Source organism: Micromonospora sp. CA-263727, assembly GCF_050942455.1.
Lineage (GTDB): Bacteria > Actinomycetota > Actinomycetes > Mycobacteriales > Micromonosporaceae > Micromonospora.
This window is the reverse complement of record NZ_CP192031.1, coordinates 654247-680643: the sequence shown is the minus strand read 5'-3', so window position 1 is coordinate 680643 and position 26397 is coordinate 654247. Positions and strand designations below refer to the sequence as shown.

27 protein-coding genes, 1 tRNA gene and 2 pseudogenes are annotated in these 26397 nt (G+C 69.0%); 15 read left to right on the top strand and 15 right to left on the bottom strand.

Annotated elements, in window-relative coordinates:
* Positions 1 to 408: 408 nt before the first annotated feature.
* Positions 409 to 1047 (top strand): HNH endonuclease, encoded by a 639-nt coding sequence (locus ACQPYA_RS03195; protein ID WP_433531135.1) that lies wholly within the window; start codon positions 409 to 411, stop codon positions 1045 to 1047.
* Positions 1048 to 1672: 625 nt separating this feature from the next.
* On the opposite strand, the gene ACQPYA_RS03190 is transcribed toward ACQPYA_RS03195, so the two are convergent.
* Together ACQPYA_RS03190 and ACQPYA_RS03185 are read right to left on the bottom strand one after the other, a co-directional pair.
* The gene (locus ACQPYA_RS03190; protein ID WP_433531134.1) at positions 1673 to 2218 is read right to left on the bottom strand and encodes a GNAT family N-acetyltransferase; all 546 of its coding nucleotides are present in this window, start codon (positions 2216 to 2218) and stop codon (positions 1673 to 1675) included.
* A gap of 14 nt (positions 2219 to 2232) precedes the next feature.
* Positions 2233 to 3513 (bottom strand): hypothetical protein, encoded by a 1281-nt coding sequence (locus tag ACQPYA_RS03185; RefSeq protein ID WP_433531133.1) that lies wholly within the window; start codon positions 3511 to 3513, stop codon positions 2233 to 2235.
* 964 nt (positions 3514 to 4477) lie between these two features.
* On the opposite strand from ACQPYA_RS03185, the gene ACQPYA_RS03180 reads away from it, so the two are divergent.
* The 10 genes from ACQPYA_RS03180 to ACQPYA_RS03135 all read left to right on the top strand — a co-directional run bounded on the left by ACQPYA_RS03180 (position 4478) and on the right by ACQPYA_RS03135 (position 12600).
* Complete coding sequence (locus ACQPYA_RS03180) at positions 4478 to 4789, top strand: DivIVA domain-containing protein (protein ID WP_433531132.1); 312 nt, start codon at positions 4478 to 4480, stop codon at positions 4787 to 4789.
* 38 nt (positions 4790 to 4827) lie between these two features.
* Positions 4828 to 5559 carry a GntR family transcriptional regulator gene (locus tag ACQPYA_RS03175; RefSeq protein ID WP_433531131.1) on the top strand — a complete coding sequence of 244 codons (732 nt, stop codon included), beginning with the start codon at positions 4828 to 4830 and terminating at the stop codon, positions 5557 to 5559.
* A 115-nt stretch (positions 5560 to 5674) separates the two neighbouring features.
* Positions 5675 to 6103, top strand: coding sequence for a hypothetical protein (locus tag ACQPYA_RS03170; RefSeq protein WP_433531130.1), 429 nt, complete (start codon positions 5675 to 5677; stop codon positions 6101 to 6103).
* Between the two features lie 97 nt (positions 6104 to 6200).
* A complete protein-coding gene (locus tag ACQPYA_RS03165; RefSeq protein ID WP_433533369.1) occupies positions 6201 to 6494 on the top strand; it encodes a hypothetical protein in 294 nt (97 codons plus the stop codon).
* Entirely contained in the window at positions 6485 to 7915 is a 1431-nt protein-coding gene (locus ACQPYA_RS03160) for an FtsK/SpoIIIE domain-containing protein (protein ID WP_433531129.1), read from the top strand. The genes ACQPYA_RS03165 and ACQPYA_RS03160 overlap by 10 nt, the downstream gene beginning before the upstream one ends.
* Positions 7912 to 8526, top strand: coding sequence for a DUF2637 domain-containing protein (locus ACQPYA_RS03155; RefSeq protein WP_433531128.1), 615 nt, complete (start codon positions 7912 to 7914; stop codon positions 8524 to 8526). The genes ACQPYA_RS03160 and ACQPYA_RS03155 overlap by 4 nt, the downstream gene beginning before the upstream one ends.
* On the top strand, positions 8523 to 10322 hold the full coding sequence (locus tag ACQPYA_RS03150; RefSeq protein ID WP_433531127.1) for a replication initiator: 1800 nt from the start codon (positions 8523 to 8525) through the stop codon (positions 10320 to 10322). The genes ACQPYA_RS03155 and ACQPYA_RS03150 overlap by 4 nt, the downstream gene beginning before the upstream one ends.
* A 20-nt stretch (positions 10323 to 10342) precedes the next feature.
* On the top strand, positions 10343 to 10528 hold the full coding sequence (locus ACQPYA_RS03145) for a helix-turn-helix transcriptional regulator (RefSeq protein ID WP_018722283.1): 186 nt from the start codon (positions 10343 to 10345) through the stop codon (positions 10526 to 10528).
* Entirely contained in the window at positions 10525 to 11907 is a 1383-nt protein-coding gene (locus ACQPYA_RS03140; RefSeq protein WP_433531126.1) for a tyrosine-type recombinase/integrase, read from the top strand. Before ACQPYA_RS03145 ends, ACQPYA_RS03140 begins: the two co-directional genes overlap by 4 nt.
* 87 nt (positions 11908 to 11994) lie before the next feature.
* A complete protein-coding gene (locus tag ACQPYA_RS03135; protein ID WP_433531125.1) occupies positions 11995 to 12600 on the top strand; it encodes a hypothetical protein in 606 nt (201 codons plus the stop codon).
* Positions 12601 to 12850: 250 nt separating this feature from the next.
* Here the strand turns inward: ACQPYA_RS03135 and ACQPYA_RS03130 are convergent.
* The 5 genes from ACQPYA_RS03130 to ACQPYA_RS03110 form a co-directional block, all read right to left on the bottom strand.
* Positions 12851 to 12923 (bottom strand) — tRNA-Arg (locus tag ACQPYA_RS03130).
* A gap of 221 nt (positions 12924 to 13144) precedes the next feature.
* The gene (locus ACQPYA_RS03125; protein ID WP_018740203.1) at positions 13145 to 13288 is read right to left on the bottom strand and encodes a hypothetical protein; all 144 of its coding nucleotides are present in this window, start codon (positions 13286 to 13288) and stop codon (positions 13145 to 13147) included.
* A 53-nt stretch (positions 13289 to 13341) separates the two neighbouring features.
* The gene (locus ACQPYA_RS03120) at positions 13342 to 13797 is read right to left on the bottom strand and encodes a SitI3 family protein (protein ID WP_433531124.1); all 456 of its coding nucleotides are present in this window, start codon (positions 13795 to 13797) and stop codon (positions 13342 to 13344) included.
* Positions 13798 to 13811: 14 nt separating this feature from the next.
* Positions 13812 to 14222 carry a hypothetical protein gene (locus tag ACQPYA_RS03115; RefSeq protein WP_151493135.1) on the bottom strand — a complete coding sequence of 137 codons (411 nt, stop codon included), beginning with the start codon at positions 14220 to 14222 and terminating at the stop codon, positions 13812 to 13814.
* A gap of 185 nt (positions 14223 to 14407) precedes the next feature.
* Positions 14408 to 14935 (bottom strand): DUF6244 family protein, encoded by a 528-nt coding sequence (locus tag ACQPYA_RS03110; protein ID WP_433531123.1) that lies wholly within the window; start codon positions 14933 to 14935, stop codon positions 14408 to 14410.
* Positions 14936 to 15155: 220 nt separating this feature from the next.
* On the opposite strand from ACQPYA_RS03110, the gene ACQPYA_RS03105 reads away from it, so the two are divergent.
* A complete protein-coding gene (locus tag ACQPYA_RS03105) occupies positions 15156 to 16037 on the top strand; it encodes a hypothetical protein (protein ID WP_433531122.1) in 882 nt (293 codons plus the stop codon).
* 157 nt (positions 16038 to 16194) lie between these two features.
* Here ACQPYA_RS03105 and ACQPYA_RS03100 read toward each other — a convergent pair whose 3' ends face one another.
* The 3 genes and pseudogenes from ACQPYA_RS03100 to ACQPYA_RS03090 all read right to left on the bottom strand — a co-directional run bounded on the left by ACQPYA_RS03100 (position 16195) and on the right by ACQPYA_RS03090 (position 18321).
* The gene (locus tag ACQPYA_RS03100) at positions 16195 to 16629 is read right to left on the bottom strand and encodes an NUDIX hydrolase (protein ID WP_433531121.1); all 435 of its coding nucleotides are present in this window, start codon (positions 16627 to 16629) and stop codon (positions 16195 to 16197) included.
* Positions 16630 to 16862: 233 nt separating this feature from the next.
* Positions 16863 to 17774 (bottom strand): GNAT family N-acetyltransferase, encoded by a 912-nt coding sequence (locus tag ACQPYA_RS03095; protein WP_433531120.1) that lies wholly within the window; start codon positions 17772 to 17774, stop codon positions 16863 to 16865.
* A 77-nt stretch (positions 17775 to 17851) separates the two neighbouring features.
* A pseudogene (locus tag ACQPYA_RS03090) lies at positions 17852 to 18321 on the bottom strand (NUDIX hydrolase).
* A 116-nt stretch (positions 18322 to 18437) separates the two neighbouring features.
* Between ACQPYA_RS03090 and ACQPYA_RS03085 the strand changes: the two are divergent.
* The gene (locus ACQPYA_RS03085) at positions 18438 to 19943 is read left to right on the top strand and encodes an ISL3 family transposase (RefSeq protein ID WP_433531119.1); all 1506 of its coding nucleotides are present in this window, start codon (positions 18438 to 18440) and stop codon (positions 19941 to 19943) included.
* An 88-nt stretch (positions 19944 to 20031) separates the two neighbouring features.
* Here the strand turns inward: ACQPYA_RS03085 and ACQPYA_RS03080 are convergent, their stop codons facing one another.
* A complete protein-coding gene (locus ACQPYA_RS03080; protein WP_433531118.1) occupies positions 20032 to 20328 on the bottom strand; it encodes a hypothetical protein in 297 nt (98 codons plus the stop codon).
* Between the two features lie 102 nt (positions 20329 to 20430).
* A pseudogene (locus ACQPYA_RS03075) lies at positions 20431 to 20863 on the bottom strand (low temperature requirement protein A); the annotation flags it as partial.
* A gap of 189 nt (positions 20864 to 21052) precedes the next feature.
* Here ACQPYA_RS03075 and ACQPYA_RS03070 point away from each other — a divergent pair.
* Both ACQPYA_RS03070 and ACQPYA_RS03065 read left to right on the top strand, forming a co-directional pair.
* Positions 21053 to 23095, top strand: a complete 2043-nt coding sequence (locus ACQPYA_RS03070; RefSeq protein WP_433531117.1) for a copper-translocating P-type ATPase — start codon at positions 21053 to 21055, stop codon at positions 23093 to 23095.
* A 111-nt stretch (positions 23096 to 23206) separates the two neighbouring features.
* Positions 23207 to 23638, top strand: a complete 432-nt coding sequence (locus ACQPYA_RS03065) for a DUF2000 family protein (protein ID WP_433531116.1) — start codon at positions 23207 to 23209, stop codon at positions 23636 to 23638.
* Here the strand turns inward: ACQPYA_RS03065 and ACQPYA_RS03060 are convergent.
* From ACQPYA_RS03060 to ACQPYA_RS03050, 3 genes are read right to left on the bottom strand one after another with little or no spacing between them, the layout of a single operon-like run.
* The gene (locus ACQPYA_RS03060) at positions 23613 to 24458 is read right to left on the bottom strand and encodes a helix-turn-helix domain-containing protein (RefSeq protein ID WP_433531115.1); all 846 of its coding nucleotides are present in this window, start codon (positions 24456 to 24458) and stop codon (positions 23613 to 23615) included. The two genes, ACQPYA_RS03065 and ACQPYA_RS03060, sit on opposite strands and share 26 nt — an antisense overlap.
* A gap of 4 nt (positions 24459 to 24462) precedes the next feature.
* Positions 24463 to 25575, bottom strand: a complete 1113-nt coding sequence (locus ACQPYA_RS03055) for an ABC transporter ATP-binding protein (RefSeq protein WP_433533368.1) — start codon at positions 25573 to 25575, stop codon at positions 24463 to 24465.
* Complete coding sequence (locus ACQPYA_RS03050; RefSeq protein ID WP_433533367.1) at positions 25572 to 26396, bottom strand: ABC transporter permease; 825 nt, start codon at positions 26394 to 26396, stop codon at positions 25572 to 25574. The genes ACQPYA_RS03055 and ACQPYA_RS03050 overlap by 4 nt, the downstream gene beginning before the upstream one ends.
* Position 26397 lies beyond the last annotated feature (1 nt).

The following is a 26397-nucleotide window of genomic DNA, read 5'->3' as shown; positions in this document are numbered from 1 at the left end:
CAACAATCATCGACCAATGCGCTCCGGCCGAACCAGCAGCCACCACCGGCGAATCATCGAGGCTAGTCCCGGTCGACCTCCGGGACTCGTCACCGGTTCCCTTCACGGAACCACGGGTGACGCGCGGGGCGGGCGTGGGTTTCGGGGCGGCTGACTTACCGCCCCACCGCCGAAGGCGGGCGGGGCGGCGGCTCCGTCAGGAGCCGGTTACCGCGCCCGGCCCGCGCCGCGCGGAGCGCGCTTGATCCAGAAGAGAGCGTTTCGGCAACGCTGAGACGTCTCCATGCCACCGCCCCGCAGATGCCCGAACGCCACGCCGGGGGGGCGATCACATCGGCACCTTGTGTGACTTTCGCCTGATAGATAGTGTCTTCTCTAGTGCGTTCGCCCCATTTTGGAGGATCTGAAGTGGCTTCTCGAAACTACCCGCCGGCCGTCCGGGCGGCGCTCGTATCACTATCCCAGGGAACCTGCTACTACCCAGGGTGCCCAAAGAAGGTGCTTGAGTTCGTTGGCGAAACTCCAGAATTGAACGTTGACATCGCTCACATTTGCGCCCTTAAACCCGACGGCCCCCGATACGACTACAGCATGGCCGAGGACGAGCGAAACTCCTTCGACAACCTTATACTTCTCTGCAAGGTCCACCACCGGCACGTCGACCAGACAAGCCCCGAAAGGTATCCCGTAGATTTGTTGCGGGAGTGGAAAGAAAACCGCGAGGCGAACGGTCGAGACGTTCTCCGAGGTTTGCAAGGACTGACGGAAGAGCGCCTAAAACAGTTGATTGCAATGTCGCTACAAGAGTTCAACGACGACGTTCGGTCGGCCATTGACAAGCTTTCAAAGGTGGACTTCGAGGCCGCATCCGTACTCAAAATCCTCATCGGTCAACTAAACGACGGCGCTTCGAGGCACTACGCCGTGGATCCCGACGCCGTCTATACCTTGCGTCAGGCCGCCGAGAAGCTGAGCCACTTGCCGGACACTGCACCCATGCTGATCCGCGCCGCGAATACTCTGATGGACGCCAGAGGAAGGTACTGACGTCTTCCCTGTTGCTAGCTGCGCTTTTGGTGGCGCGAGACTTAGTCGTATTCGTGCCCGCTGCGGGCAGCAATCGAGACGCTCGCTCCAAAGACCAGCGGCACGGCGGCTGCTCTGCGGGCCTGGCCCCTGGATCGGCGACGCCACTGGCCCACGCGGGCAGGCCGCTTTGACAACTAGCAAGAGCTCTTCCCACTACGCTATTCGCATGCCCGTCGAAGCCGATCGATCGCAGCGAAAATCTGCTGCTCACGGCCAGGTCGATTTGGTCGCCACTCCGCGAGTACGGGTCGGACGGCTTCGATGAGCCCAGTGAGATCGTCCCAGTTCTCAGGATCGGGCAGCGCGTCCAGCGCGGCGGCTGCGCCCATAGTCGCCCGATACCGGTGACTGTTCGTCGGTGTCTCCTGCCAGCCAGGCGTTTTCCGCCACTCCTGCACGCGCTTGTACACCTCCGCTGTTGCCACTCGGATGCGGGATGCTTGCTCGCGTGGTGTAGGTGCTGGGGTGTGGGGACGGTCGGCGGGTTCGTGCGGCGGCGTGTCGGCGTCGCGCATGGCGGCGATCGTACCGGCGGCATGATCGGGGCCGGTCCGCGCGTCGGGGAGCGGTGTTTGACAAACGGTCAGCCGGGGGCAGCGGTCCACTCCGGAGCGAGGATGGAGTAGAGCAGGGAGTCGCGCCAGGCGTTGTTGGTGTAGACGTGGTCGCGGAGTCGGCCTTCGTACTGCATGCCGAGTCGTTTGGCGACGGTGATGGAGGCGGCGTTGTCGGGGCCGATGGCGGCGGTGATGCGGTGGAGACGCAGCTCTTGGAAGCCGTAGCCGATGATGGTGTGGGCGGCGTCGGTGGCGTAGCCGTGGCCCCAGTGGTCGGCGTTGATGGCGTAGCCGAGTTTGGCTGCTTGGTGGCCGGTGAGTCCGAGGCGTGCGAAGCCGATCATGCGGTCTGCCGTGTCGGCTACGGCTAGGTAGTACTCGGTGCGGGGGGTTTGCTGTGCCCGGGTGACTGCGCCTTCGATCATGGCGACGGCGGCGGCGTGGTCGCGGCTGTCGAAGGAGAGCCAGTGGGTGACGCGGTCGTCGCCGATGATCGCCAAGGCGTCGGCCGCGTCATCGGGTCGCAGTTCGCGGAGGGTGATGACGCGGCCGGGGATGGTGATCGGGTACATGCGCTGATGGTGCCTTATCGGGGTAGGGCGTTGGCGGGGGTGTGGGTGAAGTGTTCGATGCCGTCGATGAGGTCGCGGGCGTCGTCGGCGTGGCCGGCGCGGGTGATGGCTTGGTGGACGCGGCGGACGGAGTGCATGATGCCGTTGATGCGCTGGTCGGCGGGGAGTTCGAGGACGGGGGCGAGTGCGTCTTCGGCGGCGTCGAGTTCGCCGTTGGCGACGCGGGCGATGGCAAGGTTGGTGTGTGAGCCGGCTTGGTCGCCGAAGGCCCATGAGGGGTCGTAGCGGTCGGCGTACGCCTGGACGGCTTGCAGGGCGTAGCGCTCGGTGGTGGCGGCTTCGTCGGGGAGCCAGGCGAGGGCGTCGCTGGCGTAGTAGAGGGTGCGGGGCTGGTTGAAGGTGCAGATGCCGCCCATCTCGTCCATCTCGTCGGGGCGCACTCGGGACCAGGCGTCTACGGATTCCTGGATGGCGGCCTTGGCCTGCTCGGCGTTGCCGAGGGCGGCGTAGGCGCGGGCGGCGCTGGCGGGTAGCCAGACGGCGGAGGTGCCGCCGGTCTGGGTGGCGTACTCGCGTCCGGCCTCGGCGTAGCGGACGGCTTCGGCGTAGCGGCCGGCCCAGTAGGCGACCAAGGATTGAAGGCCGCGGAGCCAGGCTTGCAGGCCGGGGTGGGCGGCCTGGTCGGCGCAGAGCACGGCGGTACGGGCTTGCAGCATCGCGGAGTGCGGGTCGGCCATGTCGTGGGAGACCTTGGCGAGTAGGCCGCTGGTGATGCCGGCGAGGAAGTGCAGGTCCCGCGACTGTGCTGGTTGTTGGCGGCGTTCGAGCAGGGTGAACAGGGTGTCTTGGGTCTCCACCAGGTCCGGCAGGATCTGGCTGACCGGGCGCTGCGGGTAGGCCAAAGCCAGGCGCTGCACGTCCTCGGTGAGCTGGTCGATGGCTGCCGGTGAGGTGGCTTCGGCGGCGAGCATGGCGTAATGGCGGGCGCGTTGTGCGGCCATGGCGAGGAGGTTCCTTTCCGGGCCGGCGCCGAAGGGCTCGACAATGAGTTGTCGGCTTGGCGCAGGGGTCAACTGGTGGGGTGCCCAGGGTTGCTGCAACTCATCGACGGTCTTGCCGAACATGGCCTGCAACGCGCGCCGGGTGGCGGGTGTCGACGAGGCCAGGTCCCGTTCACCGCGCGCCAAGCGTCCGAGGTGTCGAGCGCTGATGGCCGCACGGGGGTCCATGCGGCTGAACTCGTCGGCCAGTTCCTCGTACGTGCGGTCGCTGTGCTGGATCAGGTGCTCCAGCACGGTGCGAGGTTCGCGGCGGTCTCGGGCCATCTCGATGCCTTCCTGATGGGCTTGTTATCACGCTCGCCTGTCGGAGGTCCTGAACTCAATGCAGGTCCTCATGGTGTCCGCTCGATGTCCGCCAGAGGTGCTGGCTCGGTCCTCGATCGGTCTCCGTCAACGGGTGTTCTATCTCCACCATGGACGTCTTACCCACCGCAATTGTGCATGTACTGACCGATGAGGTGCATGGGTCGACATGGCAGCGGGCCGCTCGTGCTCGTGTCGGGTCGGCTGCGGCCGTAGCGGGGGGCGGTGTTCGGGTCCTTCGGTGTGTCGATGGGGGGCGTTCCCGGCGGGGAGGGTGCCATGCCTCGCCGTCTCTCGTGGCTTGTCCCGGCTGTGAGGGGCGGGGTTGGAAGATGGCCAGCCCTCGGCGGTCCCTTCGTGCCCCGAGTGATCCGAACCGGTTGCAACGCCGGGGCTGCCCGGACTGCGCCGGCACCGGTAGGCAGACGCAGTCGGTGGCAGTGCCGGTAGCGGCTGTGTTCTGAGCAGGGCACCGGGGCAGGTGCTGGCAGGCGACGGTGTCGGTCGTGGCCACAAGCCCGCCTGCCTCGGTGCCCATCCGTTGCAAACGGTGAGGACGGGTGATGATGGACCCAGCGCCAGGCGATGTCCTCCACGTCGGCCGTCCGGCATCCGTGCAGTTCAGCGGCAACCGGTCGCTCATCTTCCGGGTCATCAAGGTCGGTGACCGGCCGACCTACCACGGGTGGGTGTGGTTGACGGGTTATGTCTTGGACCGCGCCGGCAACGCTGTGGACCGGCGAGAGATCTTCGTGCAGCGCGTGGGCCTGAGGCTGCTCGTTCCGGCTGCCGTGCCGGTCGCCGGACGCGCCCCACCCACCGCCTCCGGCTATGCAGGGCGGGGCGGAGCAAGTTGTAAGGCACCTACAACAGTCCCGACGTCGAGGAGGTTGCGGTGACCAGCAGGCATTCGGTTGGCGTCGTGAAGGCAGCATCGCGCTTGGCTCGGCTGGGACCGGAACAGGTGAGGCGAATCCGCTTCCGCCGCGCCCGGCTCGGACGGCGTGGTTTGGTCGAGGAGCAGGTGTACGGCTTCGTCCGCGCGGTCGTCGACGAGCTGATTGCGCGCGATGGCGTGGAAGCTAGCCTGCGTGCGGAAAATGCCCGCTTGAAGATCGCCCTGCGCGAGTGGCAGACCAGCATCGCTCGCAGGTCAGGCCGGATGGCCAATGCGGGGCGATGGACAGAACCTGAGCAGCGCAGATAGCCTGTTGACAAGCCGAGTTGTCGTCTGAGGTGAAACCGGTGCCGATCGAAGTTGCGCCGCCCAAGTACGTCTTGATCGTCAACGCGGTGCAACAACGCATCGAAGACGGCACGTACCCACCGGGCTCGATGCTGCCCAGCGAAACCGAACTAGTTCGTGAGTTCGGCGCGTCACGGCCAGTCGTGGTGAGGGCGCTGGACCTGCTGCGGCAAGACGGCTGGATCGACAGCAGGCAGGGGAAGGGCCGCTTCGTCCTCGGCCGACCCGACCGGGCCGACCAGCGGCAACGCGAACGCCGCTATGCGGTCCTCGAAGACGACGAACGGGCCGGCTCCACCCTGCTCGCGGCCGGCGCAGTGCCGGCCCCCCCACGGGCCGCAGTAGCGCTGGGGATCGAACCGGGAACACCGGTCGTCGCGCGGCGTCGCCTGATCACAATCGACGGACTCGGGCCGGTCGAACTCGGCACCGCCTTCCTGCCCGCCGACCTAGCCCATGGCACGGGCGTCGGCGGCGGCGACCCACTTCCGGAGGGACTGCTCCGTCATGTGGCCTCCCGCAAACGCATGCGCTTCGACCACGTCAGTGAACGAATCTCCGCTCGCCTGCCCAACACCGAAGAAGCCCAGCTCCTACAGATCGCCGAACAAGACCCGGTGCTGACAGTGCTGCTGTCCGTCTGCGACCGCTCCGCCAAGCCACTGCTCGCCGTGGATCTGCTGTTGCCAGCACGGCGGCACGATCTCGAAGACGTCTATCCCCTCGACTGACGCAACTCGATCCCGCACTTGACAAGTCAAGTTGTTGAACCTTACCTTTGACGCAACTTGACAAGTCAACTGGTTGAGTTGGCTTCGTGGATTTGGAGGTCGTTCGTTGGTTCCCATGACGTTGAAAGTGCCGGTCCCCTCCGAGTACGTCTTCCCCGCCGGGGCGCTCTGCCTGGGTGTGTCGCCGCAGATCGACTTTGAGCGTCGTGGTGAGGCGGACAACCAGGCGCGGGACAAGGAGACCGGGGAGCGGGTCTGGGTGGTACGGGTGATGGACCTCGACCCGGAGGCCGGGAAGTTCGGCCGCTCCACTGAGGCGAAGGTGAAGGTGGTGGCGGCGCAGCAGCCGGTGCCGCCTGCGTCCACGGTGCCGGGTTACCCGCCGGCCGTGGAGTTCGAGGGCCTGACCCTGACCCCGTACGTCGATTCGCAGCGGTGCAAGCCGGGCCGCTCGTCCGGTGACTGCCGCTCACGGATGGCGTATTCGCTGCGAGCCTCGGCGATCCGGCCGGCGTCGGCGGTGCCGGGTACGGCGGCTGCCTGATCGCTTCTTGTTTGGCGCGCGGGGCGGGTCGTTTCCCCGCCAAGAGTCCCGGCCCGCTCCCGCGCTTTCCCATCCCTCGTGTGTGAAGGAGGGCGTGATGCCCACCGTAGTTCACCCTGCTCTGATCGCGGTGGTGCCGCTGCTGGCCGGCGCGCTGCTGCTGATGGTTCGGACACGTCTTGCCGGTCTGCGGCACATGCTGCGGGAGATGGAAGCGGCGGTCCGGACGGTGTTGCGGTTGCCGCCGGCTTCCGGTCTGGTGTACGCGATTCGCTGCCCGCGCTGTTCGCGGTGGGTGAAGCCGCGTCGGTTCGACCTGCGGCGCATGTCATGCCGGTCCTGCATTGCCACTCTCGGCCGTGGTCGTCGCGGGGGTGGCGTGTGCCTCTGATCAACGTGATTCCGGGGGACAAGATCCCGGTTGCGCCGATGAATGTGCGTCTTCCTGCGTGGCGGGTGCCGGGCTGGCTGCTGGTGTTCTGGTGGCTGGCCCGTGGCCTGTTCCGCCTCACCGTCCTGGCCATCCGCTACTGGTGGATCACCAGTCCGACCGTGCTCGCGCTGTGGATCCGGGCGGAATTCGGTGGTCTGGTCCTGGCCGCCGTCGCCGCGACGGTTGCGGCCGGCTGCGCGGCGTGGTGGCAGTGGCATCCGGTGTCGTGGTTGCGGTTCGGCTGGTATCCGCTGGTCGCTCGGGTTCGGGTGTTGGTGGTGTATCGGCCTCGGTGGGCGTCGGTCATGGCTACCTGCGGGCTGGCGACGATGTTCGGTGGTGACCGGTACGTGCCTCGGCTGGTCAAGGTGCGCTGTGATCGGTGGGGCGATGAGCTGACCGTGCGGATGCTGCCGGGCCAGATCCCCGACGACTGGGGCCAGGCTGCGGAACGTCTCGCCTACGCTTTCCGCCTCCACACCGGGCAGGCCCATTCCACCCACCGGCCCGATCGGGTGGTGGTGCGGTTCATGCGCCGCGACCCTCTCGCCCGTGTGGTCGCGCCGCTGCCGGTGGTGGACGTGCCCGACCTGGGCGGGCTGCCGCTCGGCGTGCGGGAGGACAGGGATCCGTACCGGTTGCGGCTGTCCGGCTCACACGTGCTCGTCGCGGGGGCGACGGGGGCGGGCAAGGGCTCGGTGTTGTGGTCGCTGATCCGGTCGTTGGCCGGCGGTGTCCGCTCCGGGCTGGTCGAGGTGTGGGCGTTCGACCCCAAGGGCGGCATGGAGCTGGCGGCCGGGGTGCCGCTGTTCGCCCGGTTCGCCTACGACGACCCGGACGGTATGGCCGGCGTTCTGGACGAGGCGGTCAAGCGGATGCGGATGCGGGCGGCTCGCCTGCGTGGGGTGACGCGGCAGCATGTGCCGACGGTCGAGGAACCGTTGCTGGTCCTGGTGATTGACGAGCTGGCCGCGTTGACCGCCTACCTCACCGACCGCAAAGTCCGCGACCGGATCAAGGAATCTCTCGGCCTGCTGCTGTCGCAGGGCCGTGCGGTCGGGGTGCATGTCATCGCCGCGTTGCAGGATCCGCGTAAGGACGTGTTGCCGTTTCGGGATCTGTTCCCGACCCGCATCGGCCTGCGGCTGACCGAACCGGAGCAGGTGGACATGGTCCTCGGCGACTCTGCCCGCGATCGGGGCGCGCTGTGTGACCGGATCCCTGAGGCGTCGCCGGGGGTGGGGTTCGTGGTCCTGGATGGTGTCCGCGAACCCGTCCGGGTGCGTTTCGCCTACCTCACCGACGACGACATCCGCTCGCTTGGCCACACCTACCGCCGCCTCGACCACACCACCGACGAGCAGGGGGTGACGGCGTGAAGACCACCGCGCAGCGGGTGGAGGGCGTGTTCCTGGCGCTCATCGTCCTCGTCGTCGGCGGACTCGCCGGAGCGGCCTCGTTCACCCACGTGCATGACTGGACCATGGCCAACTCACCGGCCGGTACGGGCGAATGGTTCGGCTGGGCCAACGCCGCCATCTCCGAACTCCTGCCCCTGGCGGCGCTGCTGACCATCCGGCAACGCCGCCGCACCGGCGGCCCGATCGGCTATCCGATGTTCCTGCTTGTCTGTGCGGTCGCGCTGTCTCTGGCCGCGCAGCTCGCGGTGGCCAAGCCGGGTCTGTCCGGGTGGCTGTTGTCCGCCGTCCCGGCACTGGCGTTCCTCGGACTGTCAAAGCTCGTGTTCTCCACCGCGCCGGTACCGGCGCCCATCGACAAGCCGACCGGAAGTGACGCGGTGGCGGTGCCATCCGACGACGACCAGACGGCGACCGTCGTTCGGGATGCCGACGAGGAGCAGCCTCGGCCGGTGATCCTGCGGCCCGTGCCGTCGATCGAGCGCGAACGGCGTCCCGGCCTCGTGCCCGTCCCGGCGGCGGCGTTCACCCCGCGCAACGGCACCCCTGCCGGTCCGGGAGGTGACCGGTGAGCCAACTCGAACTGATCCCCTCCGCGACCCCGGCCCCCGACGTTGTCGAGCGGCCTCGGCCGGGGTCGCGCGCCGACCGGCTACGCAAGCCGCTTGCCAAGGAAGCGCTCAAGCAGCTCGCCGAACAGAACGGCGTCTGCGTGCGACCTCTCGCGCTGCGCCGCACCGACACCGTCACTGGCATGACTGAGGTGGTGGAGGTGCCCTGCGGGGCCACCCTCGCGGCGAAGTGCACGCCGTGTGCGGAGCGGGGCCGTCGGCTACGGATTCAGCAGATCCGGGAAGGCTGGCACCTCGCCGACGAACCCGCCGTGCGCCCCGACCAGCCGGGGGAAGATGCACTCGCGCTGGTGCGGGTGCGGGCACACCTGGAATTCGAACGGGAAGCCGTCCAGTACCAACCGATGACCCCGGACGAGCGGGTCGCGCACCTGGCCGAGATAGACGCTGCCATCGCGGAGCTGGATGAGGCGCTGGGTGAGACGAGCCTGCGCGGGCACCTCACCCCCAAAGACCGTGACGACCGGCCCCGCCGCAAACGGTCGACCAGGCGGCGTCAGGACTCACCTGATCTGCCCCGGCTGCCCCTCGACCCCCGCACGGTCGGCCGGGCCTACTCCGGCAAGACCGGCAAGACCCACCGGCCCTCCATGCTCGTCACCCTGACCCTAGGCTCACACGGGCCGATGCACTCCCACCTCCGACGCGGCCCATACGTCGCGCCGTGCGAGTGCGGGCAGCGGCACGGGCCGCACGATGACGTGCTCGGCACACCGGTCGACCCGACCGCATACGACTACCGGCGGGCAGCGCTGGATGCGATCCACTTCGCGCGGGTGATCGACCGGTGGTGGCAGAACGTACGCCGGGCTGCCGGCTGGAACGTCCAGTACGCGGGCGCGGTCGAGTTGCAACGCCGCCTCGCCCCGCACGCGCATTTTGCGATCCGTGGCACCCTGCCCCGCCGGCTGCTCAAGCAGATCGCCGCCGCCACCTACCACCAGGTGTGGTGGCCACCCTTCAACCAACCCGTCTACTCGGTGGACAAGCCGCCGGTCTGGGACGTCGACCAACAGGCATACGTCGACCCGAGGACCCGCGAGCCGCTACCGACGTGGGGTGAAGCCCTTGACGCCCTGGAGGAACCCGACAGCCGACCCGCCTACGTCGCCCGCCTCGGCCGCATCGACGCACGCGGCATCGAACAAGGCACCCGCGACGCGGAACGATCCATCCGGTACGTGACCAAGTACGTCACCAAGGACCTGACCGACCACGCCAAGCCCCGGTCGGACGCACAGAAGGCACACTTCGACCGCCTCCACGCAGAACTGTCCGTGCTGCCCTGCTCGCCCACCTGCGCCAACTGGCTGCTCCACGGCGTCCAGCCCGACGGCGTCAAGGCCGGCTTGACGCCCGGCCGGTGCACCGGGAAAGTCCACCAACGCTCCACCCTTGGCTTCACCGGCCGGCGCGTCCTCGTCTCTCGCCAGTGGTCGGGCAAGACCCTCGCCGATCATCGGGCGGATAACCGCTCGTGGGTGCGGGCGATTCTCGCTGGCGGCATGGCCGACACCGAGGAACACGACCAGGCCGCCGACGAAGCAGACGGACCGAAGCGGTACCGGTTCGAACTCGCCCGGCCCGAAGACCCTGACGTGCCGCCGCTGGAGCACCGACTCCTACGCGCCATCTCCGCCCGCATCCGATGGCGGGCAGACCTCGACACAGCACGGCAACGAACAGCCGGGGCCGTTTCGGCTACCACTACTCCCCTCTCCCCTGCTGTTCGATGATCTGGAGGACAGAACCCCTCATGGAAAGTGAGCTGCTGACCGTTCCGGAAGTCCTCTCCGTCCTCAATGGAGTGTCGCGGCGAACCTTCTACCGCTGGCGTGAGCTGGGAATCGCCCCCGAGTGCATCAAGCTACCCAACGGTGAGCTGCGCATTGAACGGCGGGATCTGCGAGCGTGGCTTGAGCAGCACCGGGAGGCGGCGTGAAGTCGCGCGAGGTCCGGATACGGGGCATTCAGGTCAACGCGCTGGCGGGCCGCAAGAAGTCGTACACCGTTCGGTGGGTAGTGGGAACGGGGCCGAAGTCGCGGACGTTCAGCACCCGGGCCCTGGCAGACAACTTCCGGTCGGACCTGAAACAGGCGGCGAACCAGGGCGAGGCATTCGACGGCGACTCCGGCTTGCCGGAGTCGATGGTCGCGCCGACGGAGTCGGTGAGCTGGCTCGGGTTCGTCCGCCGGTATGTCGACATGAAGTGGCCGGGCGCGGCGGCCAAGTCTCGGGAGAGCACCACGGATGCATTGGCGTCGGTCACGGCTGCGCTGGTGCGGGACATGGCCGGGCGGCCTGACCCGGTGGTGTTGCGGCGGGCGTTGCGGGAGTGGGAGTTTCCGCCCGCGTCTCGGCAACTCGACCGGCCGGCGGAGGTCGCTGCGGCGCTGCGCTGGTTGGAGCGGGCTTCGCTGCCGCTGTCGGCGCTGGCGGAAGCGGTGGTGGTGCGGCCGGCGTTGGACGCGCTCGGCCTGCGGATGGACGGCCGGCCGTTGGCGGCGTCGACGGCCAGGCGGCGGCGCTCGGTCTTCTACAACATCCTTCAGTACGCCGTCGAACTGAAGCTGTTGGACTTTAACCCGGTCGACAAGCTGCGGGTGCGGTCGAGCCGACGGAAGCTGTCCGGCGAGGTTGACCGCCGAGTTGTGGTGAACGTCCGCCAAGCGCGGGAACTGCTCGTTGGTGTCACGTACGTCGGCCAGCGGGGCAAGAACGGCCGGCGCGGTGAGCGCCTGGTCGCCTTCTACGCCTGCCTGTACTTCGCGGCGCTGCGGCCGAGTGAGGCGCTGGGACTGCGGGAGCGGGACTGCCACCTTCCGGCGAAAGGTTGGGGCCTGCTGACGTTGGAGAAGTCCCGGCCGGCGGCGGGGAAGCGGTACACCGACAGTGGCGAGGTGCACGACGACCGGGGGTTGAAGCACCGGGGCGACGCAGAGGCGCGGGAGGTGCCAATCCCGCCGGAACTGGTGGCAATCCTGCGGGCGCACATCGACCGTTTCGGCGTGGGCGCCGACGGGCGGCTGTTCCGTAGCGGGCGGGGCAACGTGGTGGCGTCCTCGACGTACTCCCGAGTGTGGGAGGAGGCGCGGCGGTTCAGCCTGCCGCCGGAGCGGGTGGACTCTCCCCTGGCCGGTCGACCGTACGACCTGCGGCACGCCGGGGTTTCGCTGTGGCTCAACGCCGGGCTACCGGCACCGGAGGTCGCGGAGCGGGCCGGCCACTCGGTCGACGTGCTGCTCAAGGTGTACGCCAAGTGCCTCGACGGGGACCGGAGCCGAATGAACGAGCGGATCGAGTCGGCGCTGAAACGGTGAGTAGCGGTCGACCCGACGTTGCCTGATGGTGGCATCCTGACCCTTCGCGAAGCCTGCTAACTCTTCCAGCTTTCGAGGAGCTGAGCCATGCCAACCTGGCTGGACTGGTTGAACGCTGATCGCATCGGCATCATTGTCGCCATCACAACCGCAGCAGTAGCCGCTTCCTACGCCCATCGGCAGACGGAAATCGCTAGGGGAGCCAAAGGGGAGGCGAAGCGGTCTGCTGACGCGGCTGAGGTTCAAGTCAAGATCGCCGAGGACGCGAAGGAGGAGGCCAAGCGGTCAGCCGAGGCAGCGAGTGAGGCTGTCAGGATCGAAGCCAGACGAGACCATCATGACTACGGTGCAAGCCGCGTGGAGTTGGTCAGCGTTAAGCCACGGGAGGGCGCAAGGGCTCCTATCCCCGCGAGCTACGTAGCGACCGTGAAGAACGCGAGCCCGATGGAGTTCAGCTACCGAGCCCGGATCTACTTCAAGGCGGACAACTACTCGGACATCGGGGTCGGCACCATTAGGGCAGGCGAGAGCATCGAACTACACCTGGGACGTCCTGACCAGAAATACCACCTGATCAGGATCTGGTTCGACGGCGAATGCTCCTGCGCACGGCCGGAGGACGCGGAGGGCCACTGGCTACGTGAGTTCACTGTGCCGGCACCCCCACCGCCCCCAGTGGCGGTGTTCCTATGACGGAGCGGGACGAGTTAAGAGTGGCTCTCTGGCGGCACGCGGAGACTGTAGCTGTTGCTACCTACAGCCTCCAAGAGTTCGGGGCGCGTCACCTGCGAGAACGTTGCCGTCAGACTCCCCAAGATCATTGCACGTATTCTGCACGGACGGCTACAAACGGCGACTTCGGGTGGCATCCGGCTGCACACCTCGGCCGATCGATGGGGAAGCGTATCCGCAGGCCAGGTGGCGTTCTTGCTGATCTTTGAGGTGCCCCCGGCAGGATTCGAACCTGCGACACACGGTTTAGGAAACCGATGCTCTATCCCCTGAGCTACGAGGGCGCGAGGGCCTAGTCTAGCGACCTGGGGGTTCACCTGGGGTGGCAGGGAGTGGCCCACGTTCACCCGCGTTCCCCGGACCCCCGTTCGCCCAGCCCAGGACCACACCCGGAGCACACGAACCCCGGTTTGCGACCGGCGGTCGGCCGCGGTGACCCGCGTTGGCACCGGTTCACCCGGGTTGGCATCCGCTGCAGAGCACACACCCCGCACATCATCGAAGATCATGTGGGGCTACCCGCTTGCCGGCTGGGCGTCGCCTCCCACAGGGGGTCCGGCCACGTCGCCATCGGCCCTGCGGCGGCCCGGTCGGCGTTGTCGCGGGTCAGGTCCACCGGGTCGAGGAAGACGACGTCGATGTCACGCACGGACGGCGGGTCGAAGCCGCATCGTCCGTCAGCGGGTCACCCACGCGGTTGGCTCATGGGGTGATGAGGTCGGCTACACCGTAGTGGCTCCACCATGTAGGCCGATGTCTGTGGAGTTCGCCCGCGGTGCGGGTCAGCAGGAGCCAGTTTCCGTTCTGGACCAGCGCCGCGTCCTCCTGCCGGGCGGCCAACACCCGGGCCACGGCCTTCATCATGTTCGGGATCCCCTTGTCGACCACGTCGTCTGCCCGCATGGAGAAGTCGATGTCGACGTACGTCTCCGGCTCCCACTCCCAGCGGGCACCGTCGTCGGCCTCGGCATCGAAATAACCCTGGCTCCCTGAAGAGACGGTCAGCGCGTACCCGCGGGTGTCGTAGAGGCGGGCACTGAACAGCCGCGGGTTGGTGCCGCTGGGCCTGGGCTTCTCGGCGGTGTCCGCCGCCACGAGATCAGCCACGTGGTCCAGGGGCAGGTCACCCGCCAGGGTCAACCTGAACTCGACAGCCATCTCTGCGCCTCTCCTCAGTCTCGACGGACGATCTGCACGATCGCGCCACTGGGCGTTACCGCGACGAGTTCTTTCAGCTTCTCGACGGGCCAGGTGTCGAACTGTGTCCGCAGGGCCGCGAGGTCTCCGTGCCAGTCGTGCAGGTTCAGCACCACGCGTTGGGTCTGCTCCTTGTCGACCTTGGCGCGGACCTCGCTCCAGACACCCCGTACCGGCTTGCCGAGAGTGGGCGAATAGCAGTCGAACACGTGACCCTCGATCAGGTAATCCGGGTCTTTGTTCGGGTTGCCCGAGTCGCCGGTACGGAGCCGGGCATCGGCGATCTCCTGCCTGGTGGGGTTCTGGTGGACCCGGTAGCTCTTGCTGGCGACTATATCGGCGCATTCGTTCTCGAGCTCCAACGGACGCCGCCCTTCGTCGTCCAACCGGGGCGGAATCCTGGTTCTCGGACCGGTCGGCGTCCCGCCCGGGACACCGGTTGGCTGCCTGGTCCAAGACGTGCCGTGGCCGTGGTCAGCTGATGGGGTGTCGCCGGCGGCATGAGGTGTCGACGGCGGGTCACCGTGCTCGGAAGGGGTAGGGCTGGCCGGTGGATGACCGCCAGCCCCCGTCAGTTTCCCGACGACCCCAACTGCCGGGCCTGTGCGATCGCCGCCTCAACGGCCTGCCGGGCCCCGCCAGTGCGCTGAACAATCAGCACCAGGACCTGCTTGATGGCCTCCAACGCCTGCAACAGCGGCCCAGGCTGCCCACCCTGCAGGACCACGGCGACGAGCTGCTGCGCCTCCCCGACGCCGGTGATGGCCCCGGTCGCCGCGTCCCGAGCAGCGTCCACCGCGCTCAGCACGGGCGCCAGCCCGGCGATCGTCTCCTGCGGGGTGGCCTCGTTCGGCACCGCCGCGGTGGCCTTCGTCGCCTCGCCGATCGACCCGGCAAGACTTCCCAGGCCGCCCTGGATGCCCGTGATCGCGTTGCGTACCCGGGCCACGCCCGCCGCCACGGCGACGAAGCCTGCGCCCGCGGCCCGCAACCCCACCTCCTGCGCCTGGCTGTCCGCGGCGGCTGCCAACCCCTGCGCGCGTTCGACCCCGGTCATCAACGCGCGGAGTTCACCGGTGATCTTCTCGATCTGCGACACGTGGCCGGCACCCCAATCGATGAGAGCGAAAGTGCTGGGCAGCTGAACCTACCGGGCTCCTTGTGAGGTCACCAGACATCGGCGAGGCGGTCGGCACCGCAGACAGCCACCGCGATGCGAGTAGTCGCACGAGCGGCTTCCGGTCCAGATTCCAGCTCGTGGGGTGGGGTCTGCGGCTGTCGTGTCCGGCTGTCGACGTATCAGCATCGACGGAACGGCGGTGCGGGTGTTCGCGTCGGGAGGATCGGTGGGTAATCGCAAGCGCAGTGGCCGCCGGCAGCGGCGGGAGCCGATCCGCCGGATGATCCCGCTCACCCGCGTGCCCGGCAGCCGGCGCCCTCACCGCCCGGACGAGACGGCGCTGATGCCGAAATTTGAGTACAGCCCAATGTTCGGACGGCTCGTCGACGCGCCGGTGGAGATGGTGCCGCTGCTCGCGGTCCTAGCCGTTCTACACCAGGCGCAGAGCGGCATGCCGGTGGGCACCTGTGTCCCGACGAGTCATCAGGTCAGTGGGGCGCTGCGGCACCTTGGCTTCGAGGCCGAGGCGGTCGCCGCGTACGCCTCGCTATACGGGGTGACCGACACGTTTACCGAGGTGTCCGAGGTCGGCGTGTGGAAACGACCGCCGGTCGTCCATGCCGATGGCACCACGAATGGCCACATGGTTGTTTGGACGCCGTCGTTCGCGCAGCTCGTGGACGCCACCCTGGTGCAGGACCCGCTTCTGCTGGCCGCCGCCCAGGTTGATCCGGTCTACTCGACGCCGGTGTTCGTCGAGGTTCCCACCGACCGGAGGGAGTTTTTCGCGGCTCGGCCCGTCGCCTGGCTCGACGATCACCTGTACGCGTCCTGGGTCCTGCTGCCGGAGTGGACCCGGCTGATGGACCCGGTTCTGGCAGGGGAGGCCAGCACGGTCGTGGAACTCGGCGCACTCGGTCTGGCCACCGATGCGCTCCGCCTCATCGCGGCCGTCGCGGAGGAGCGGGATCTGAGCGCGATGCTGGCCCAGTGCCCGCGGCTCGGGGCGCTGCTCCGAGGTGAACACCAGCTACCGGAGTTGCCAGTCGAGCCACCGCCGCATCTTGCTTCAGGGATGTAGAACGTTCCGACCGGCCTGCATCCGCACCCGGGTCTCGCGGTCGCCTCACAACGCATGGCGGGATATTGGTATGACGGCATTGCCAATGATCAGGCAATGCCGTTGGCCCACTTCGGTCCCATAGCCGCGCATTGCCAACCTCGTGATGTACACCCGATCACGAACAAAGTTTGGCCAGGAGAGCACCCTGGCCAGCCTGCAGGATATGCGCAGCCTTCAACGGTATCCAGAAACACTCGAGGTGGGTGGGTTCCTGGGTACCGTCGTGGTCTTCCTGACTAGCCCACCGCTCGGGCGCCGGCCCTACGAGTTCCAACTGAAAGACGTGACGGTACTGAATCTCGAACCGGAGCGGTGTGATGTCGTACTCAACCTCCCCCAGCTTGCGGACAACGCGAAAGCCCGTCAGCCCGGTCTCCTCGCGGGCCTCGCGCAGCGCGGCGTCCTCCGGCGCCTCACCTACACGAACGGTGCCTCCCGGCACCTCGACGCCCACCTGCTCATAGCTGTAGTCGGTGTGACGGAAGACGAGCAACCGCCCCTCTCGCACCACGTAGCAGAGAACCTTATATACCACGACCTTCGCCACCATATGATCTCCCGTATTGGCATTAGCAAAACAAGGGCAGCCCGCGGAAACTGCGCCCTAGCCGCACGGCTCCCGACAATCGGCAACAGGGTGTAACTCATGGACAGGCTATTGGACTCCTATGGATACACCAGGCGCGTAGGCCACGAGTCCATCGGCGATGAATATTGCCTGTCTCGCCAACGGTGCGGGGCGGGCATTGGTCGACCATGACATCGCCGTGGGCGCCATTCCCGTCAGCGGACGATGACGAGGTTGGCCATGTCTACCACCGGCCGGTAGCCAAGCGCGGCGTAGATTTTGTTCGAGGTCGGGTTTGCTTGATCGGTGTACAGGCACACCCGCGCACCGTCGGCCTGGATCCGCCGGGAAACCTCGGCAACCGCGTTGCTGGCCCATCCACGCCCGCGCTGGGCTGGTGGCGTGTACACCGGACCGATGCGCGCGACTCCGAACGATGGGGGGCTGGCACCAGTGAGGTGCACCCGCTCTCCAGTCCCGTCGACCCAGAACCACAAATGCCCGGCCCGCAGTCGGCGCAGCACTTCCGCGCGGTCGGGCACCTCATGTGCGCTGGTACCCCGTCGGCGGCCCGCCTGTTCGTCAGCGTCGCCCACGAACTCGCCGAACCACTTCATGACCAGCTCGACGTCCTTCTCGACCGCTAGCTCCAGGCAGCCAGGCACTGCCGCCGGACGAGCCAGCTCGCCGAGCTCGTGCAGCCGCGTGTGCTGGTTGACCTGGACCCTGCCCCCGCCGAGCCGGGTCAACTCGGTGGCGCACAGCGCAACGGCAGGAACGGCCCCGTTGACCGCAAGGACCTCCTCCCCGCGCTCGTGCAGAGCGTAGGCCAGGGCCACGGCCGCCTCGTCGGGCATCGGCAGCAGGAACGGCGGATAGGGTGCGAACGGCGCCGCTCGCATACCGGCGCCGACGACCGTGCCGGATGCACCCCTAACCACCAACCACCAATTGCGGTCGGGCTGCGCGATCCCATCGGTTTGCAGCGCCAGCAGCCGGTGCGCGACGGTGGTGACGACCGTGCTGACTACCGGGTCGGCGGCCAGATGATCGCCAGCTACCGCGAGGAACTCGCCCGGAGTCTTGCAGAACTGCAGGCGCGGCGCGGCCACCGAGGTTGCGCTCATCTGCGCAACCTAACCATCGCCACGGGCCCATAGACACGGGATTTTCTGCGTCATCAAGGTGACACGCCCCTCGTTGCTCAACCGATGTACGGCGTCGCCCGCTCGTTGAGGGCGTGGTCGATACGCAGCCGCATCGAGGGGTGGAGTCCAAGTGGTTGAGCTGGGCGGGGTTCACCCAGCGGACCTGACGCGACTCGCTGGAGGTCGTCGGTTTCCCGCCGACGGGTCGGGCTGTGAAGCAGATCGAGAACTGCTGGCGTACTTCACCGTCGTCGTAGGCCATCACGTGGTGGGGGTTGCTGTAGATCCCGACTAGGCCGGTGACCTCCACCTCGATGCCGGTCTCCTCGCGCACCTCCCGCACCACCGTGTCGGAGATCGACTCGCCGATGTCATGGCCACCGCCAGGTAGCGCCCACAGGTTGTTGTCGGTGCGGTGGATCATCAGCAGCTCACCGCGCTGGTTACGCACTGCCGCCACAACCGACGGCACCACGCTGGTGGCAGCTGGCGCATTGGGGTCGTTGAAGTAGTCACGGCGCGCCATCCGTCATCTCCCGTCGAAGGGTCTGTCAAATGAACGGCTCTGTCTCACATTCGGTGGTGACCGAAGGTAGTCGATGTCGTTGAGGTCATGTGTGCAAGATCGGTGATCTTACGAAGATGGTGTTCTCGGGGCTGCTGCCGCTGGTGATCGACGGCGTGGCGGACGAGGGCGAACGGATCCTGGTGCGGGCGCGGACTCCCGGAGGGACGGTGGCCTGTCCGGGTTGCGCGGCCGTGACGGGCCGGGTGCACGGGTATCACCAGCGGACCCTCGCGGACGTGCCGGTCGATGCCCGGCCGGTGGTGGTGCGGGTGCGAGTACGTCGTCTGGTGTGCTCGACCCAGGGCTGTCGTCGAACGTTCCGGGAACAGCTGCCCGGGGTTCTGCATCGCTACCAGCGCCGCACATGCCGGCTGATCTCCCAGGTCGGTGCAGTGACGCGGCAGTTGGCCGGCCGTGCCGGGGCGCGGATGTTGTCGGCCTTGGCGGTGGTCGTGTCCCGGCACACCGCCCTGCGGGCGCTGCTGCGCCTGCCGTTGCCCGAGCGGCGGGTGCCTCTGGTGCTCGGGGTGGACGACTTCGCGTTGCGGCGACGTCAGCGATACGCCACCGTCCTGATCGACGCGGTCACCCGTGAGCGCATCGATGTGCTGCCCGACCGCAGGGCCAACACGTTGGAGGCGTGGCTGCGTGAGCATCCCGGTGTCGAGGTGATGTGTCGGGACTCCTGCGGCGCCTACGCCGAAGCGGTCCGCCGTGCCCTGCCCGAGGCGTTGCAGGTCGCGGACCGCTGGCATCTGTGGCACAACCTCGCCGAGGCCGTGCGCAAAGAGGTCACCGCGCACAGCTCCTGCTGGGCCAAAGCAGGCCCGCCGCCACAAGAAGGCACACGAGCGGTGACGACCCGGCAGCGGTGGCAGCAGGTCCACGACCTGCTCGACAAAGGCGTCGGCCTGCTGGAATGTGCCCGCCGGCTCAACCTCGGCCTCAACACCATCAAACGCTACGCCCGAATCAGCGAACCCCAACGCCTGGTCCGCGCACCGCAGTACCGGCCCACCCTCGTCGACCCCTACCGCGACCACCTACGCCGCCGCCGCCAACAAGACCCCGCCGTCGGCGCCACTCAACTCCTCGCCGAAATCAGGGAACTGGGCTACATCGGCAGCCTCAACCTGCTCTACCGCTACATCACCCAAGGCCGCGTCGAAGCCGACCGCCCAGCCCTATCGCCCCGGCGCCTGACCCGCTACCTCCTGACCCCACCCGACCAGCTCAAAGACCATCAGCGAACGCTCGTCGACGCTCTCACCAGCGCCTGTCCACAGATGACCGCGCTGGCCGGCTTCATCGGCTCGTTCGCCGCGCTACTCACGCCCACAGGCGGCAACGATGACCGTCTTACCACGTGGATTGCCGAGGTCAGGGCCACGGACCTGCCCCACCTGCACACGTTCACCCGCGGCCTCGGCCTTGACCGCGACGCCGTCAACGCCGCCCTGACCTACCCCTTCCACAACGGCGGCACCGAAGGCGTCAACACCAAAACCAAACTGATCAAGCGACAGATGTACGGACGCGCGGGCTTCGCTCTCCTGCGCCATCGAATCCTGCTCGGCTGACCAACACCCTCCGTCACCACCGAATGTGAGACAGAGCCCTTCGTCTTACAGTCCCCCTGCGCCGAGCCGAGGACGAAGAGGCCGCAGGTCATTCGCGGCCCGGTGACCCGGCCCGGGTGGCCTTCGAGATGGGCTGGTGCTCACATCGGTGGGGCCGGCGGCTCGGGGGGTTGCCCCGCGCCCGTTGCGCGTCGGCGACGGCCACCGCGGCCAGGATGAGTCCGGCTGCTGTCAGGGCGGCCAGCGGTGGTGCCCTGAGCAGCGCGGGGATGAGCGCCAGCAGCAGCCCGATGGCGATCATCCGGGACGGGGAGACTCGGTTGAACACCTCGTACTCGAAGCGGGACCGGCCCACCAGGTAGAGCGCCGGGCCGCTGAGGATCACCGCGAGCCAGGCGACCGGGGTGTGTCCGGAAGATGAGGCCGAGTGTCCAGAGGACCGCCGTCGCCGAGTAGGTAATGAATATCCGCAGCTCAAGCCGCTGCTGTCGATGGCCGCGTAGCGCGATGGCGAGCAACAGTGATCTGCTGAGCTGGGCAGTCAGGTAGCCGGCCACGAAGGCCACCGCGTTGACGCTGAAGGCACGGGGAATGGCTACTCCCATCACCATGCTGGCCACCAGCGCGATCAGCACGGTCGACTGCACGATCGGCTGATAGGGGTCGTAGCGGCTGGTGGTCCAGGCGCTTCCGTGCCAGACCGACCAGAGGGCGAGCACCAGGAACAGGGTCTTGGTGGCACCGGCGAAGACCGCCTCGGGCTGGTGGATGGCCGCCCTGCCGGTGAGGTCCTCCGCCGCCCGGGCCACCACCCGGGTCAGCGCGAAGACGAACACCAGGTCGAAGAAGAGCTCCAGGAACGACGCCCGTCGCGTCGCCTCGCCCTTGTGCAGCAGTGCGCTCGGATCTCGCGGCAACATGGTCCACCCGTCCGCAGGGTGCGGCCACCCCACTCAGGCAGTCTTAGCCCAATCCGCAGGTCGGTGCGGTCACAACCGGCCGGCACCAGCCCCGCCGGCGGCGTCGTTGTCCGCCCGGGGTACTTGCCCGCCGACACGAGAGACGGATACCCCCGAGGGGTATATGGTGGCGGGTGAGGAGGCGATGAGATGCCCCACGCCGGACACGACAAGCACGCTGGGCACGACAAGCACGGTGGACACGACAAGCATGCCGGGCACGACCCGGAGGCGTTCCGCCGCAAGTTCTGGTTGAGCCTGGTGCTGACCGTGCCGATCGTGGTCACCAGCCACATGGTGATGGACTGGTTCGGCTACCGGCTGGAGTTCCCCGGGATCGACCTGGTGGGGCCGGTGCTGGGCACGGTGGTGTTCGGCTACGGCGGTTGGCCGTTCCTCCAGGGCGCGGCACGCGAGATCCGGGACCGCGCGCCGGGCATGATGCTGCTGATCGCGATGGCGATCAGCGTCGCCTACGTCGCGTCGCTGGCCACCGCGTTCGGCGCGTTCGACCTGGACTTCTGGTGGGAACTGGCCGCGCTGGTCACGATCATGCTGCTCGGGCACTGGCAGGAGATGAAGGCGATCGGCCAGGCCCGGGGCGCCCTGTCGGCGCTGGCCGCGTTGCTGCCCGACGACGCGGAACGGCTCGGCCCGGAGGGTCGACCGGAGCAGGTCTCAATAGCCGACCTGCGCGTCGGCGACCTGGTCCTGGTGCGGCCGGGTGGGCGGGTCCCGGCGGACGGGCGGATCGTCGACGGCCAGGCCGAGCTGGACGAGTCGATGATCACCGGCGAGTCGCGGCCGGTATCCCGGGCGACCGGCGACCGGGTGGTGGCCGGCACGGTCGCCACCGACGCGGCGCTCCGGGTCCGGATCGAGGCGGTGGGCGACGACACCGCGCTGGCCGGCATCCAGCGGCTGGTGGCGCAGGCGCAGCAGTCCAGTGGTCGGGCGCAGGTCCTGGCCGACCGCTTCGCCGCCTGGCTGTTCTACATCGCCACCGCCACCGCCGTGGTCACGCTGGTGGTGTGGTCCGCGCTGGGCAGTCTGGACGAGGCGGTGGTACGCACGGTGACCGTGCTGGTCATCGCCTGCCCGCACGCGCTCGGCCTGGCCATCCCGCTGGTGATCGCGCTCTCCACGGCGGTGGCCGCGAAGGGTGGCATCCTGGTCAAGGACCGGCTGGCCCTGGAGCGGATGCGCACCGTGGACACGGTGCTGTTCGACAAGACCGGCACGCTGACCCGCGGTGAGCACGTCGTCACCGGCGTGGCCGCCACCGGCGAGCAGGACGTGCTCGCCATCGCGGCGGCCGTGGAGGCCGACAGCGAGCATCCGCTCGCCCGGGCGATCGTGGTCGCCGCCGACCAGCAGGGGAATCGACGGACGGCGACCGGGTTCCAGTCGCTGACCGGCCGGGGCGTCCGCGCCGAGGTCGACGGCGCGACCTACGCCGTCGGCGGTCCGGCGCTGCTGCGGGAATACGACGCCACGGTGCCCGACGACCTCGCCCGGCAGCAGCACGACTGGTCCCGGCGTGGGGCTGCGGTGCTGCACCTGCTTCGCCTGCACGACGGCCGGGCCACCGTGCTGGGTGCCCTCGCCCTGGAGGACGAGGTGCGTCCGGAGGCCCGGCAGGCCGTGGCCGACCTGCGGGCGCAGGGCGTCCGGAAGATCGTGATGATCACCGGGGACGCCCGGCCGGTGGCCGAGGCGGTCGCCGCCGACCTGGGGTTCCGCCCGGGTGAGGACGAGGTCTTCGCCGAGGTGCTGCCGGCGGACAAGGACGACGCGGTGGCGGACCTGCAACGGCGGGGGCTGCGGGTGGCGATGGTGGGCGACGGGGTCAACGACGCGCCGGCGCTGGCCCGCGCGAACGTGGGCATCGCGATCGGCGCGGGCACCGACGTGGCCATCGAGTCCGCGGGCGTGGTGCTCGCCTCGTCCGACCCGCGCGGGGTGACCGGCGTGATCCGGCTGTCCCGGGCCGCGTACCGGAAAATGATCCAGAACCTGGCCTGGGCCGCCGGTTACAACGTGGTCGCGCTGCCGCTCGCCGCCGGGGTGCTGGCCTGGGCCGGGGTGGCGCTGAGCCCGGCGGTCGCGGCGGTGCTGATGTCGGCCTCCACCATCGTAGTCGCGCTCAACGCCCAGCTGCTGCGCCGGGTCCGGCTGCGACCGCAGGACTGAGCGGTCTCGCGGCGCAGCGGCCAGGGCGGCGGCGAACAGCGCGCCCCCGTTGGCAGGCCCGGGAAGTTTCGTACAAGACCGGGGCCGTAGCCGGCGGTGAGACTCGACGGCATGGAAACCGGCAGCGCGCCCGTACGCTTCGACACCAAGATCGCGGTCCTGCTCCGCGACGACCTGCCGACCTGGCAGCGACTCAACATGACGGCGTTCCTGGTCAGCGGCATCGGTCAGGTCGCGCCCGAGGTGATCGGCGAGCCGTACGCCGACGCTGACGGCACGCCCTACCTGCCGATGTTCCGCCAGCCCGTGCTGGTCTTCAGCGGCGCGAAGGAGACGCTGACCGCCGCGCACCAGCGCGCCGTCACCCGCGAGCTGCCGCTGTCGGTCTTCACCTCCGACCTGTTCCGGACCGGCAACGATCGGGACAACCGGGCGGCCGTCCGGGCTGTCCCGCGCGACCATCTCGACCTGGCCGGACTTGCCGTGTACGGGCCGAGGAACGCCGTGGACAAGGTGCTCAAGGGCGCCCGAATGCATCCGTGAGGCGGCCCGGGACACCGGGCTGGCGCCGCCCGCGGGCGGCGTACTGACCGGGATTGAAGCCGAGGATCCGCTTGAAGTGCCGGCTCAGGTGCGGCTGGTCGTAGAAGCCGGCCGCCACAGCCACCTCCCCGGCCGGCACGCCCTCCCGCAGCAGCCGGCGGGCCAGGTCGACCCGGCGCGAGACCACGTACTGGTGTGGCCCGAGGCCGAAGGCCGCGGAGAAGGCCCGGACCAGGTAGGTCGGGTGCGCGTGCAGGATCCGGGCCGCCTCGTGCAGGGTCACCCCTGCCACGAAGCGCTCGTCCAGCAGTTCGCGCAGCCGGCCGGCGATGCGTGGATCACGCACCGCTGCCGCGCCGGGCGTACGCCGGGTGAGGTGCGCCCGGAGCCGCTCGGCGACGAAGGCGAGGTGCACCTCGGCGGCGAACTCGTCGCCGGGCTCGGCCAGCCGGGCGTGCAGCAGGTCGATCCGTCGCCGCAAAGCCGGGTCCTCGACGGTCGGCTGGTCCACGGCGGGGCCGATCAGCGGCTCGCCGAACTGCTCGGGGGCGAGGTAGAGGACCCGCTTGCGGAAGCCGTGCGGGGTGGCCGGACAGCCGTTGTGTGCCACGTCCGGCGGCAGCAGCGTGACGACCTGCCGGAAGGCGCCGTGCTCGTGGCGGTCGAGGTCGTACCGGACGATGCCGTCGTCGACCATGAGCAGCGTCCAGCTGCCGTGGGTGTGCATCGGGTACGCGTGGTCGGTGAACCGGGCGTGCAGCACCTCGGTGATTCCGCTGACCGAGGGGGACCAGACCCGTACCTGCTGTGCGCGGACCACCCGGTCAGGGTACGGGCGCGGCCGGGTAGGCGCGGGTCTCGGCGGCCTTGACCGCGGCCCAGACCGGCTGGCCGGGGGCCAGTTTCAGCTGGGCGGCGGCGGCCGGGGTGACGTCGGCGGCCACCTCGATCGGGCCGGTGAGCTGGATCCGCAGGTTGTCGCCGTGCCGCTGGATGCCGGCGATGGTGGCCGGCCAGGTGTTGCGGGGGCTGCCGTCGGGCTGCCGCGGGTGCAGGGCCACCGCCGACGGCGGGAAGGCCACGAAGACCTCGCCGTCGTGCTGGTCGCCGCTGGTCAGCCGGAACCCGTCGGCGAGCCGGATGCGGTGTCCGGTGGCCTGCCCCCGGTAGAGGTTGAGCCCGACCAGGCGGGCCACGTAGTCGGTGCGGGGCTGGGCGGTGATGGTGGCGGCGTTGCCCTGCTGCACGACCCGGCCGTGTTCGATGATGACCAGCCGGTCGGCGAGCACCAGGGCGTCCAGCGGGTCGTGGGTGACCAGCAGGGTGGCTCCGGCGTGCGCGGCGAGGTGTTGTTGCAGTTGGGCCCGGGTGTCGAGCCGGGTACCGGCGTCGAGCGCGGCCAGTGGCTCGTCCAGCAGCAGCAGCGCCGGCTCGATGGCCAGCGCGCGGGCGAGGGCGACCCGCTGCGCCTGCCCGCCGGAGAGCTGCCGGGGCTTGCGGCGGGCGTGCTCGGTCAACCCCATCCGGGCCAGCCAGTCGGCGGCCCGGTGGCGGGCCTGCGGCCGGTTCAGGCCGCGCCGGCGTGGGCCGAACGCCACGTTGTCCAGCGCGCTGAGGTGCGGAAAGAGCAGGTAGTCCTGGAAAACCACGCCGATCGGTCGCCGCTCGGTGGGGATCCAGGCCCGCCGGCCCGGGTGGTCGAGGTCCCGGCCGGCGAGGGTGAGGTGCCCGGCGGAGAGCGGGAGCAGGCCGGCGAGCGTACGCAGGGCGGTGGTCTTGCCGGCCCCGTTCGGCCCGAGCAGCGCGACGACCTCGCCCGGGTCGATGCTCAGCGGCAGGTCGAGCCGGAAGGTGCCCCGGTCCACGACAAGGTGGGCGTCGAGCAGCGGCGCGCCGGGGCGCGGTGCGGTGCGGTGCGGGCCCTGGCCGGCGCTCATGGTGCGCTGACCCATCGGTCGCGGAGGCTGGCCAGGATCACCACGGAGACGGTGAGCAGGATGAGGCTGAGCACGATCGCCGCCTCCAGGTCGGTCTCCAGGGCCAGGTAGACGGCGATCGGCATGGTCTGCGTACGGCCGGGGTAGTTGCCGGCGAAGGTGATGGTGGCGCCGAACTCGCCGAGGGCGCGGGCCCAGCAGAGCACGGCTCCGGCGGCGACGCCGGGCGCGACGAGCGGCAGGGTGACGTGGGTGAAGGTGGTCCACCGGCCGGCGCCGAGGGTGGCCGCGGCCTCCTCGTAGCGGGTGTCGGCGCCGCGCAGCGCCCCTTCCACCGCGATGATCAGGAACGGCATGGCGACGAACGCCTCGGCGAGCACGACCGCGGTGGTGGTGAACGGCAGGGTGAGGCCGAACGTCTCGTCGAGCCACGAGCCGATCAGCCCGCGGCGGCCGAAGACCAGCAGCAGGGCCACGCCGCCGACCACCGGCGGCAGCACGAGCGGGACGGTGACCAGGGCGCGCACCACGCGCCGGCCGGGGAACCGGACCCGGGCCAGCAGCCAGGCCAGGGGTACGCCGAGGGCGAGGCAGAGCAGGGTGGCGAGGGTGGCGGTCTGCACCGACAGCCGCAGCGCGGTGAGCACCCCCGGCTCGGTGAGCCGTTGCGGAAGGGTGGCCCACGGGGCCCGGACGAGCAGTCCGACCAGCGGCAGCACCAGGAACAGCAGCCCGAGCGCGGCGGGCACCAGCAACGCGACCGGTATCCGGCTGGTGCGTCGGCTCGAAGCGGGTGACGCGGCCGACCACGGCCGCGTCACC